The organism is Nostoc sp. NMS8 (assembly GCF_017115045.1).
Lineage (GTDB): Bacteria > Cyanobacteriota > Cyanobacteriia > Cyanobacteriales > Nostocaceae > Nostoc.
Map to the genome: position 1 here is coordinate 1 of NZ_JABXKK010000028.1, position 11,562 is coordinate 11,562.

Annotated in this window: 14 protein-coding genes; 6 read left to right on the forward strand and 8 right to left on the reverse strand. The window is 40.8% G+C overall.

Translation table 11 applies throughout. The features are described 5' to 3' along the window. The first annotated feature begins 197 nt into the window (after positions 1-197). Complete coding sequence (locus HWQ39_RS03190) at positions 198-854, forward strand: hypothetical protein (RefSeq protein ID WP_292841471.1); 657 nt, start codon at positions 198-200, stop codon at positions 852-854. Positions 855-930: 76 nt separating this feature from the next. Here HWQ39_RS03190 and HWQ39_RS03195 read toward each other — a convergent pair whose 3' ends face one another. The 3 genes from HWQ39_RS03195 to HWQ39_RS03205 form a co-directional block, all read right to left on the reverse strand. Continuing rightward, positions 931-1,059, reverse strand: coding sequence for a hypothetical protein (locus tag HWQ39_RS03195; protein ID WP_292841474.1), 129 nt, complete (start codon positions 1,057-1,059; stop codon positions 931-933). Positions 1,060-1,164: 105 nt separating this feature from the next. After that, on the reverse strand, positions 1,165-1,623 hold the full coding sequence (locus tag HWQ39_RS03200; protein ID WP_292841477.1) for a hypothetical protein: 459 nt from the start codon (positions 1,621-1,623) through the stop codon (positions 1,165-1,167). Continuing rightward, the gene (locus tag HWQ39_RS03205; protein ID WP_104902300.1) at positions 1,616-2,380 is read right to left on the reverse strand and encodes an AAA family ATPase; all 765 of its coding nucleotides are present in this window, start codon (positions 2,378-2,380) and stop codon (positions 1,616-1,618) included. Before HWQ39_RS03205 ends, HWQ39_RS03200 begins: the two co-directional genes overlap by 8 nt. A 581-nt stretch (positions 2,381-2,961) precedes the next feature. Here HWQ39_RS03205 and HWQ39_RS03210 point away from each other — a divergent pair. Both HWQ39_RS03210 and HWQ39_RS03215 read left to right on the forward strand, forming a co-directional pair. Next, the gene (locus HWQ39_RS03210; RefSeq protein WP_292841481.1) at positions 2,962-3,924 is read left to right on the forward strand and encodes a ParM/StbA family protein; all 963 of its coding nucleotides are present in this window, start codon (positions 2,962-2,964) and stop codon (positions 3,922-3,924) included. A gap of 2 nt (positions 3,925-3,926) precedes the next feature. Then, a complete protein-coding gene (locus HWQ39_RS03215; protein ID WP_292841484.1) occupies positions 3,927-4,217 on the forward strand; it encodes a hypothetical protein in 291 nt (96 codons plus the stop codon). A gap of 229 nt (positions 4,218-4,446) precedes the next feature. Here the strand turns inward: HWQ39_RS03215 and HWQ39_RS03220 are convergent, their stop codons facing one another. Continuing rightward, complete coding sequence (locus tag HWQ39_RS03220; protein WP_292841487.1) at positions 4,447-6,081, reverse strand: AAA family ATPase; 1,635 nt, start codon at positions 6,079-6,081, stop codon at positions 4,447-4,449. A 326-nt stretch (positions 6,082-6,407) separates the two neighbouring features. Here HWQ39_RS03220 and HWQ39_RS03225 point away from each other — a divergent pair, with 326 nt between their 5' ends. From HWQ39_RS03225 to HWQ39_RS03235, 3 genes are all read left to right on the forward strand, one after another. After that, positions 6,408-7,040, forward strand: coding sequence for a primosomal protein (locus HWQ39_RS03225; RefSeq protein WP_292841490.1), 633 nt, complete (start codon positions 6,408-6,410; stop codon positions 7,038-7,040). A 172-nt stretch (positions 7,041-7,212) separates the two neighbouring features. Then, the gene (locus HWQ39_RS03230) at positions 7,213-7,644 is read left to right on the forward strand and encodes a hypothetical protein (RefSeq protein ID WP_069069520.1); all 432 of its coding nucleotides are present in this window, start codon (positions 7,213-7,215) and stop codon (positions 7,642-7,644) included. A 185-nt stretch (positions 7,645-7,829) separates the two neighbouring features. Next, positions 7,830-8,153 carry a hypothetical protein gene (locus HWQ39_RS03235; RefSeq protein ID WP_292841494.1) on the forward strand — a complete coding sequence of 108 codons (324 nt, stop codon included), beginning with the start codon at positions 7,830-7,832 and terminating at the stop codon, positions 8,151-8,153. Between the two features lie 78 nt (positions 8,154-8,231). Here HWQ39_RS03235 and HWQ39_RS03240 read toward each other — a convergent pair whose 3' ends face one another. The 4 genes from HWQ39_RS03240 to HWQ39_RS03255 all read right to left on the reverse strand — a co-directional run bounded on the left by HWQ39_RS03240 (position 8,232) and on the right by HWQ39_RS03255 (position 11,355). Continuing rightward, positions 8,232-8,777: a hypothetical protein gene (locus HWQ39_RS03240; protein WP_292841497.1), complete on the reverse strand. Its 546-nt coding sequence runs from the start codon at positions 8,775-8,777 to the stop codon at positions 8,232-8,234. 153 nt (positions 8,778-8,930) lie between these two features. Then, a complete protein-coding gene (locus HWQ39_RS03245) occupies positions 8,931-9,716 on the reverse strand; it encodes a DUF6753 family protein (RefSeq protein ID WP_292841500.1) in 786 nt (261 codons plus the stop codon). Between the two features lie 184 nt (positions 9,717-9,900). Then, positions 9,901-10,671, reverse strand: a complete 771-nt coding sequence (locus HWQ39_RS03250) for a mobilization protein (protein WP_292841503.1) — start codon at positions 10,669-10,671, stop codon at positions 9,901-9,903. Positions 10,672-10,716: 45 nt separating this feature from the next. After that, a complete protein-coding gene (locus HWQ39_RS03255) occupies positions 10,717-11,355 on the reverse strand; it encodes a hypothetical protein (protein WP_292841505.1) in 639 nt (212 codons plus the stop codon). Positions 11,356-11,562: the final 207 nt, after the last annotated feature.

Below are 11,562 nucleotides of genomic sequence, written 5' to 3' on the forward strand. Positions count from 1 at the left end.
ATCCGCTTTGAAAGCATAAAGTGAGCAACTTGCTCATCTTATGCTTACAGTGACAATTGTAATATAAGCCTACAATATAAAATAAGCTACCCTTATCTTTTATCCGACATAAACTCCGATTAATACCATTTGCCTTCACATAGCCTTTTGTTCTAGCTATTAAAATAAGTTTATTAAGCTAGAACTAATTTGAAATCATGCCGCGTAAGATATGTGGACTTGGCTTTGACTGTGCCTCAATGATGTTGCAACCGGGTATTGACCCTGGAGAATGCTTCAATTATACAACCTGTGGAGCAGCTATTAAATTGACTCCAGATGAGGAAATCGAACTAATTCGCGTGCGGGAGATTGCGTCTTGCCAACGGCAACAGGAGTGGGAACGCAGAGAGGAAACCTTTAGAACCACGCGCCGCGAAGCGGCAGTGATGATGCTGATGTCAAGAGGTTGTCCTCAAAGTGCACAATCGCTGGGCGTTGCTGCACAAATGGAAGCGATCGCCGCCTGTGTAGAACAATTGCATCACAACTTAAATAATCTAGAAGGATGCTACATTGCTCCTGGTGGCTGTGAAGTACATCATTATAATGTGAAGCGCCCAAGTGGAGTTTATGGATACAATAAACTCACTGCTCCTGAGCCAATATTTGAACCATCTGAAAAACAGCAGAAAGTGAAAGTTGTTCATTTAAGCCATGATGACGATCCGCGAAACACTGAAGCACGGCTGGGGATTGAGCGCCGAAATCAGTTAACTCGTGTACGAACGCTCTTGGCAACAACTGTGGAACTTTTACTTGAGGCAGCCAATACTCTCACTGAACAGCCTTCTGATGAGGAGCGCTCAGTTTGAAGGTTTAACAAAAGACGCTTCCCCCAAAGTAAGCTCTTCTTCCCAACGTGCTCTCACCCCCAGTCGAGTAACGGCTTTAGTCTTGCAACGACCGGATTAACACAGCCCGATGAGCGATCGCTACTCCAAAATGGAAACTGACATCTATGTCACCTACTGTGGGGCGTAGCCCATCGCCAACGCGGTAAGCGAAGTAGCTGACCACCCTTTTCTATCACTATCACCAAAAGCTGATAAGAAACCATAAATTGAACTTTTTGCTTAATTTATAATCAAAGTCACAACCTCTCACGGATGGATTAGGGTTAACTTAATCGTTAACGTTAATTTTCTTAGCCAATGTCTGAAATTTGCGTTGTTCACCAGCTTGTTTACGCTGTTGATAACGTTTTCTAGCTTGGTTTAATACCTCTTGCAATAATTCCTCATTTTCTGAGCAGACGATAAATGCACCTTCTAGGAAAGTATCTCTAGTAATTTTATTTACATTGCAAAACGTATCTAGTTTGGTATCAATGTCCTGTTCTAACCTGATTGTTCGCCTGATGATCTGCGGTAACTCTAACTGCTCTTCTTGATTAGAAGTGCTTACCTTATCGTTTATTACTTCCTCACTATCTAAATCCGGTTTTGGTTTTTCAGTTAAATGACTAAATTCAGTAATTTGGTCATTTAGTAAGTTATCGTGTTGTACTTTTACAAGTGTTGTATCCCGTGCTGGAACACTTGGACGTGTCTTTTTCTTAAGGCGCTCAAAAACATCAGACATTCTTTTGTAACCTCTCGATAATTTGTTGGAAGGGAGTTTCGAGTTGTTCAAAGCCTAGAGAGGACAAACTTACACCTTTATCTATGGCCTTTTTAAATTGTTCAGATTCTAAAATTGAAGGTAAAACGACTATTTCTTCGGCAATTGTTCGCATTGCACTGATACTCGCCTTACTTTGTGCGACTTGGTTATTACCTACCCATTTATCTCTGAATGGCAAGATGCCAAGCACTATCCCTGAAAAAGCATCAATTTCTTGAAGTTCTTCAACTAAACTTAGAGTTCGGATGAGAGAATTTACACCTTTGGATGATGCTTCTACAGGAATGATGATATGGTCAGCTGCCCCCAACGATGTAAGGCAGATTTGCGATCGCTGAGGTGGTGCATCGATAATGCAGTATTGGAATAGATCTGATACCTCTTTTAAGCGTTTGCTCAGAACAATAGCTCCCATACCGCTCCCAGACAAAAATTCTTGAGCATTATCTAATCCATCATCAGCAGGAATTAACCATAGGTTTTCTCCGATTTCATAAATACCGTCTTCAGTATTGATCTGTTTTTTGAGAACTTCTAGAAGCGTGGGTTGATTCTGCTGAACTTCGTGCCCCAGGTAAAAAGTTAGGTTCGCTTGGGGATCGGCATCAATCATCAGTACACGCTGTCCTGTTTGAGCAAGCATTCTACCCAACAAGATTGCAACAGTTGTTTTTCCCTGGCCACCGGACAAGGATGCACAAGTAAGAATTAACATTTTACTGACTACCAGCAGCATTGTGTAAATTAGTCAATATCATAATGCATAATGTTGTTTTTAAGTTATTTAGTCATTATGTAATTTAGTCATTTACAAATGACTAAATTGTAATTAACGCTATTTAGTCATTACTTTAGCTCTCAAAAAGTCCTACTCTTCGAGAAGATAGATGTAAAGATAGATTTTTGTCCTATTTGTTGGTAATTTTAGTCAAGACTGAATTTAGTCATTCAGCAATAACTAAATTGCATAATAGTGCAATCTAGTAAACCAGTTTTATTTTATTCAGAAAATAAAACTTCACAAATGCTTATGGGGGCTTTATAGGGGCTATATGTACCCCAAAAATGATTCAGGACTTCGATGAGTATTTGACCCCTGTATAGGGTATATATGGGTGTTTTGTGGGGTATATTTGACTGTTTGACACTTTATACCCCACTTAGCCCCCAAGGGGGTATGATAAGCTCTTGAGGCTGGAGAAAAAAAAGGTAGTTATTTTATTCTTCTCTCCTTTGCTCCCTCATATCTTCTCAACTGATAACTTTTACAAATTGAACCGTATTACCTTTCCCCCAATGTCGAACATTCATACCTTACAAAAAATTTTTCCTGCTGGCTTTGATAACGGTTATGGAAGCCTAAAACTTTTAGTCGATGGCTTTGAAGTAGTTCGTGTCCCCAGCTATATAACCAATGCCGAGATGGAAGATGTACCCGGACGAGTAGTTTTTAACGGCACTGCTTACACAGTCGGAGAATCAGCTTTCCGTACAGGTTATCATTTTGACCGGAACACGGATAACAATGAAAACAAAGTCAATAATGCGTTGTTGACATTATTGGGTGCATTGGCACATCTACCACACCGTAAGGCTTGGCACTTAAAATTAGTCGTCAGCTTACATGATGTAGGTCTGGCTGACGAATTGCAAAAAGTACTAAGTGGGGAATATCAGCCAATACTTGCTGGTAAACAATCAGAGGTGAAAGTAGAAGTGCTGAAAATTGTGCTAGAGGGGATGGGTGCATTGTTTGGGCATCAACTACCGAAAAAATTAACCATTTTAGACTTTGGCAATGGAACGACTCTGTATTCTCGTTACAACCAGGGGAAGCGAGAAGTTCACACCGCCTACCCCATCGGTGTAGAAGTTCTCATTGATGATATTTCCCAAAAAATGAAACATCTAAATGGGGGAAAAATCGGGGATGCATCCAAAATCCGATTTTGTCTGGAAATGGGACATACCAAGTACAGCCGTGACATCGATATTAAAGATATATATAGTGCTTGTTTGAAAGATTGGTATGAAAAATACTTGAAGAAAGTGGTGAATTTGACACTTGATGCCAAGCACCAAGGGGATGAAATTTGGGCGATTGGTGGAGGGTGTCTGTTACCAGGATTTAAGAAGCTTTTAGAAAAGAACGGTTTCAAAATTTTGGACAATCCAGTGGAAGCTAATGTTTTTGGGCTTCTAGAAATGGCAAAAACCATTATGAGCAAGAATCCAACAACCACATCTGGGAAGCTATAACAATGACAGACAAACAAGACTTGACACCGGAAAAAGTTCGGATCAAAGATAGCTATCGTGAGCGGATATTTGCCGAATCACAGCAATTAGGTAAAAGTTACCTGGAAACGCTTTACTTTATCATTGATTGTTATTTTGCTTTCAGAAAGGGTACATTCCCTACTCAACAAGTAGCTTTCACTCCGATTAATACTGAGTCAAACCAACTTATTCAGCCGACTAAAGAGCTATCTACAGACTCTAAACCAGAGGATTCTGAGGACCAAACCTTCAGCCTTGATTTTGATTTGTAAGGGAAATATAGGGCTCCCGTGAGGTTGGTCAGCCGATGCTGTAGTCTCAGAGTCAGCGCCCAAGGATGTCATCAGTCGAAGTTAGAGAGCTATTCACCCAGACATTCTGATCGTGATAAAAGTTACCACGTTGTTCTAAGTAAACCCACCCAGCAATAATCCCAACCATACTTCTACCATCGGCATTTTAAAATCCGACACAAGCTGAATTTCAAAAATTCCACTCATATCACCCAAATAACTCCCGATGCTGATAAGCAAATCGAGAAACATCGTGACTAGCTACAGGTTTAGCATAAATAGCCTGATTGCGAATTGCCTGTATCTGTTCTGACTCTCGTTCCATAGCTGGTGTGAATTCTTGTCGCTGTTTCAGCAAATCCTCAAACTCAATTTCCCCTGGTCTACCTTGATAAAAAGCCTCTTCAGCACAACGACGGACTGCATTACCAATTTCTGCCGGACTGCAAATGCGATATTCAGCCAACAGTCTACGCCATTGATCATCACTCCAAGGTGAGTTATTGTCTCGAAAAGCTGGAAAATACTTAGCTAGATGTAGATTGAAAACTTCATATCTTGCCCCTTCATGGGGTAAATCCACAAAAAAGATATCATCAAAACGGCGCACTAATTCCGCAGGTAGCATTGACAAGCGATTGACAGTAGCAATGGTATAAACTGGCTCTTGATGCTCTTGCATCCAAGTCAACAAAGCCGCAGATAGCCGCCGTGCTACACCTCCATCTGCATTGGAGTCCCAGCCAGAAAAGCCTTTATCAAAGTCATCCCAATAAAGTACACACGGAGAAAGGGAAGTCACCAAAGCAATAAACTCCTTTAATGCTCTGTCGGGATGAGGATCGCCCAGTAGTACACCCCAATTAGCTGCTAACAGTGGCAATCCCATTTTCTTAGCTGCTAACTTGGCAGAGAGACTTTTACCAGTACCCGGTGACCCCCATAAGAGCATTCCAATGGGAAACTTCAAACCATATTGCTTTGCTTGAGGTTGAAGTAGACAGGTAATAGTTTCCAACCTTTTCTCCAGCAAATCTAATCCCCCGGCTGAAGGTACATCCGGTTGAGCAATGTATTCTAAACCCCGACCCCGCAGTTTGCTAACTTTATGCTCTAGCACTAATTGGGCGATTTCCTCAAGCTGCTCTGCAAAACCCAGACATTGCTGTAGTAACATATTTATCTCGCCTATGGGTAAACCCTGACAGGCACGAAAGAGCAATTGCAGTGCTGATGTTTTTTCTGTTGTCTTTAACCAAGAATTGCGATCGGTTACGGCGCGGTGATCGCGATCGCACTCCGCAAACTGCTGAAGGCGATGATGGCTACTTCCAACCCAGGCATCACAAAACTGCTCCACAACCATCTGCACCTGCTGTTGGTCTGGAAGTGGATTTGACAGTATAGGAATAAAAGGCTGTAATTCTAGAGGTAGTTGAATGTAAGTTTCCAATAACACCCAGTAATGACGTTGTTGACTCCAGAGAGCTTGATGACAGGCATTGAGTAATTGATAGCTACATTTTTGACTTATTTTGCTAGCATCACCCTCATTTAGCATTCCCTCCAGTAAATAAATACCTGGTTGATATTCCTCCAAAAGATACTGAATAATGTCCCCATCTTTACCCCTGTCAGTTGACTGTAAGATGTACTGACCTTGATGCTGAATTAATTGCTGTAGTCCACAGTAACCAGGATTCCAGACAAAGACTGATAAAGACCGTTCTTCACCCCAATGGTAAAACTGCTGTAGTATTTGCATTCTGTCAGGCGTATGATACTCTACAGCCACAATTGGAGTATTTTGGTTAGCTAGAGCAGGCCAGTCTGTCAACTTCATAAATCTGACTTCAACAACTTACTTTCCCCTTGTAGAGCAAATTTATTACTGATGCTTTAACCACACGGATAATTATCACTAACAGGTTGGCTATATTTCTTGTGTGAAAAAGAGCGATGGCTACGCCCGCCGCAGGCATCGCCTCCAGTACAGTGTTAATTTCGGAAACTGCTCCTAGTCCGCTTCTTTATCTCTTAAAAGCATAAATTTGTCGCAGCAAAGACAGGTTTGAAATCGCAAAAAAATGAAATTGAAATGAAATGGATGTGAAAGCCGCGATTGCGGCAAGGAGGTGAAAAATTTACTTCATTAAAGGAAGCTGTAAAATGGCTATCGCTAAAGCTAGAATCAATAACAATCGCAACGCAGCTAATGCTAAAACATCTGCCAAAACCAATGGCACATCCGCTACAACTAAATCAAAGGTAGCGAATGCTTCACCACAAGAAGAGGCATTAGCATTGTTGAAGGAATTGCGGAACCTAATCTTCAAGGAATACGGCGTTAAATTACAACTACGCGATTCCCGTGTTTCCACAAAAATCGGTCATGCAGCCCGTGAAAAACTCGGACTTGATATTGCTGCTCAGGTGAAAAAGAAAGGTGGTAACAAAAAGTTTGATTGGCAAAAATGGAATACCAAATTATTTACTAAATTGTTTGGACAACCAGATGCACTCAAATATGCACCAGAAGTAGTGGCAATTTTCATGAGTATGCTGTATGACACTATCAGCACTGACCCAGAGCAAGCAATAGCAGATTTAGTGGAATTCAACCGCGCATCTCTGGAACGTCGTAATTCTTTCCAAGAGCAAGAAGAGGAAGAACTTGACGATTTAGATGACGAATTGGACGAAGAACTGGATGAAGATGAAGATGAGGAGGATATCGAAGATGAACTCGACGAAGATTTAGATGAAGATGACGAATTAGATGAAGAAGATGAAGACGAATAAATAAATCCGACTTATTCTCAGTAATTGACAGAATAACAACCCAAAATAACCATGTATTGCCTCAAACAATACAGGTTATTTTTTTGCCGAATAAAGAATTTAAATTGGAGCGAATTGCATCTTTCGATGCTGTTTCTATGAGAAAAATACTAAATATCAAGGAGTAATTCTCATGGTTAACGCTAACGTTCGCAAAACTGCTAAAGCATCACGTAAAATTGAAAGGCATATTCCTGCTTTAGAACGAGTAATGACTTATCAGGAAAAAGTACACCTGATGGTAATTGAAGTATTGCGGGAAGAATCAGGAAGAGAATTAGCAGCAGCAGCCAGATTTAACGGACAAGAGTTTGATTGGGACAAACACAATTCCCAGTTCCGTAAGGACTATGTAAACACACCATTAAAAGAACTGGTGAATTATGCCCGCAAACTTTACGGCTTGAATAATCTTGATGAAATACGAGATAGGCGTGCTTCTCATAAAGCTGCTCGGTCTAAACGTATGGATGGACTCAATGGTTTAAGTAGCAACTCTGATGACTTGATAAATGACGATTTTGAACAAGATGAAGATGACGAAGATATAGAAATTGACGATTAATTATAATGCCCTGAATTATCTAATTCAGGGCATTCTATTTCCCACCCACCCGCATCCAACAAACAGAATTGAATGCAGCGATTGCTGCTGAATTCAAGAGATTTAAAAGTGAACTCTAACTCATAAGGCATCTGTCGATGCTATTGAGGTGAGATGTAGCAATTCGTTAATCAAAGGATAATCAAATGACTCGAATGACTCGTAATCAGGAACAAACAAAAGCGTTGGATCAAGTAATAGGTTATCAGGATAAAGTGCGATTAATGGTACTGGAAGTTTTACGTGAGGAATCAGGCAGAGAACTTGCTGCTCAAGCACGTTTTAATCAGCAAGAGTTTGATTGGAACGAACATAACATTCAGTTTCGCCAGGATTATAGCGAAACTCCCATCAATGAACTACTAGCATACGCCAAACGTCTGTATGGACTGAAAGATTTGGATGCAGTACGGGAGCGGCGCAAAGCTCATAAACAACAACGTACAGCTAGATGGGCTGAAGCTTCATAATTATCTGCCGGCTCTGACAGTAGCCCCACATTTTAGTGGGGTAACTTTTTTGCCCACCCACCCTCAACCGTAAAAACTTTATTTTATCGAAGATGCAGGTTCGCATCCCACCCCACCAAATGTTGTAATTGTCCGACTGGAAAGTTTACTAGTCATTAACTCATCAATCTGCTGGTTTGAAAGTTGAGTTGCCTTGACTTCGACTGTGGGTGCAGTTTCTCCCCTGTTGACTTGAATAATGGAATTAGCCCAATAAAACTGCTGTTGAGAAGGTTGGGAATAAACAGGATAACAGCCTTTCGAGGCGATCGCTAATTTATGCTCTACGCTAGAAACTGATGGTAGAGAAATACCAGCACGAACTAAGTTTGCCTCTCCTACTGGCCCCCACAAACGCAATTGTTGATTTACACAACGTTTTCCATCTTTTAGCGGGGCAATGATGTTGCCACAAACTTTAACATCCACATCATACATCGGCGGATAATCAGGCACAGTTTGAGCTTGAGCTTGAGTCGTATTCCTCTCATCCTTGCCACTGACATTTACAGTATTAGGGGTACAAGCTGTAGCTATACCTCCTATTACCAGCAGCCAAAGCCAGTTAACTTTGCAGGTAAACATCTGCTGAATCCTCTTCTACGATTGAGAAATTGACAACTAATTTTTTAACTTAAACCCCGTCCATTTTGAAACCTGGAGTTTTTTTAGGAGAGTGTATTATTCTTTTGTGGCTTGAGTTCTGAGCTTTAACCTAATTCCAAAAAACTATGGTTTTCAAGGTTGACGCGGTTTAGATACAAACTGGCGCTGATTGGTAGGTGATGTCCATAACGTGCAGAACCCGGATGAGGCTTTTCTGGTACTTGCTCCAATTTCCAGTGTTACCCCCAAACGCTTGACATCCTTAGCACAAGTAAGTTGACCGTTTTGGTCACGACTCAGCAAATCTTGGTTCCATTGCATTAGGTTGTGAGCAAACTTACCTTCATTACTGGTTGCCCATTCCAAAGCATTGGCTTGGGCTTGTGTGAGTTGGCGTGGCCCAGCAGGATCTAGATGACTAGATTGATACCAGGACATTCCACCTACACTTACTAGTCCACCCACTCCAGCTGCAATTAATAGCAGTATTCCCGCAGCAATTAAAGAGGGAACTGAATGAATAGCACGCTCAAATTCAGTACGCCTAATTAATGCCGCCACTGACTGAGCGATCGCTTTTTGCTGACCTTTTACTGCTGCCTTTTCATATGTCTGGAGATGGTCATAAAGCTGCGTTTGCCACAGGTCAAACATTGCTTCCATTTCTTTGGGATTGTCTTCCAATAGTACTTGTAGCCTACCAGTAGCAATCATCATCAGAAATGCTGGGTCATCAGGGTCAAGTCCGGTTTGGACTACTATTTCCCAAACCCTAGCTTTAAATGAATCGTCTTTACCTCGAATGGCTAAATCTAGTAAAGTTGGGTAAGGAATTTGGCTCAGTCCTTTGCCTCTAGCGGCTACTGAATCCAAAAACTCATCGTCTAAATCGAGTTCTTCAGTGTGAGAATTACTCATATCTCTGTTTGCTTTTAGCTAATTCGCGTCCTCGTCCCCCACGCTTATTTGGTAATTTGATTTGATGGTGGGAGATGTCACCGAAATAGTGCTGAGTGCTGAGTAATGAGTCCTGAGTAAAAAAGTAAAATTAATTCCACAGGCTAAACCCCCCGCTATCCATGTACAGTACTCCTGAATTAGATTACTTCTTGGTAGCAACCTTGCTGTTGACATTAGCATCATCAACTTTTTCTGTGGGGGAAGTAATTGAAGCTGCCGGAGGGTTCCAAATTTTAGCTTTCTCAATTTCCTCATAAGCTCTTTTGAGAAAACTGTGTAATCGCTGCTTACCCAATACACCTAACTCTCCATAATCTCTAGCCGCAGAAAAATTTATTTGATTGGCATCAAGGATATCCCGCTCTCGATAGCTGAACTTGGGAAAATTGATGACAGCTACTTTATGAGCTTTGATTAATTCCTGTAAATTCTTACGTCCATCTACATGTTTCCAGTCATCGCATAAACCACAATTGCGTACAAAGATATGCTTAATCTTGTTCTCAAAGCGTTCGAGAGATTGAATAAATAATTGAACACTGTCATATCCACCACTACAAACAAACCACTTGTATATTTTGACCTTATTTTTCCCAGTAATTTCTAGGATTTGATTACGCTCAATCCAATCAGTTACTGCTGGGTATACTTGAGCAGGTAAATTGACAATGACAGAAGTTGTTAGCGCTAAATTAAAAATTTCATCAGCATCGTAAGCTTTACGCTCTGATTCGCTAAAAACTGCTGTCTTATGATTTTCTGGGTAAAATGCACCCACATCTGGATTACTTTGGTCTGCTTCTACCAACTCATAAGAGAGTTTATTGTCAATACAGTATTGCACCATAACCCGTGCAAACAAAGACTTGCCAACTCCACCTTTTTCACCATCCATGAAGTGAATTGCTGCCATCTTAAATCTCCTTTCTGATTTGACTAAATGTGCATTAATAAATACTTAAATATTCTCAAACATATCGTCTGTTTCATCATAGAAAGACCCCTCACCAGGAATGAAGGAATCAGAATCTATTTTGTGTTTTGGCTGGTTGTCACTATTACTACTGCCATTGCCTTTAGTTTTACCTTTAGCGCTACCATTACTATCATTTTCATTATCAATACCACCGCTATTACCAATTTCTAGACCGAACATAGTAGCAAGCGTTTGAGGATTGACCATAGTGCTGAGAGGTACAGGCAAAACATCACTTGATTTATGTGTTAATCCTAGTTCCATTCGCAAATAAGCCAAATGTTGCTCCAGGGCATGACAACAAATTAACCCTACCTGACGCACCTCTTTATCACTAATTTCTACATCCGCATTTGCTTGAGCTTGATATGCTAAAGGCAACCAACACATTCGTAATGCCTGTAATACCATCTCTTTGCTAGTACTGACTCCATTTCCTTTTTGCAAATATATAATTAGCTTTGCATCAACAGTATTTGAGTAAGCACGAAGCCGAAGAGTCAAATTTTTATATTGTCTTTGTCTGTTAGTATCAGTTCCTTCAGACAGCCTACGACTACTGTTACTATTGGGCTGTCTATTATCGTCATTATTTTTGGGTTGTTTTTTATTTGTAGTCATGCTACCTTCTCGATTTGCGCTCTAAACCGCATAAACAAACCAAACGCATCAATCAACCTAAACGACAAAGCTTCCTGCTCTCGGAAAGTACGGCAATAATCATTACTTTTATCCTTGAATACTTCTTGTACCTGTTGCTGTAAGTCAGCACCGGGTGAACGAAAAAAGGTGTGGCAGAGGAGTTAGCGGATGATCTACGCTAACATA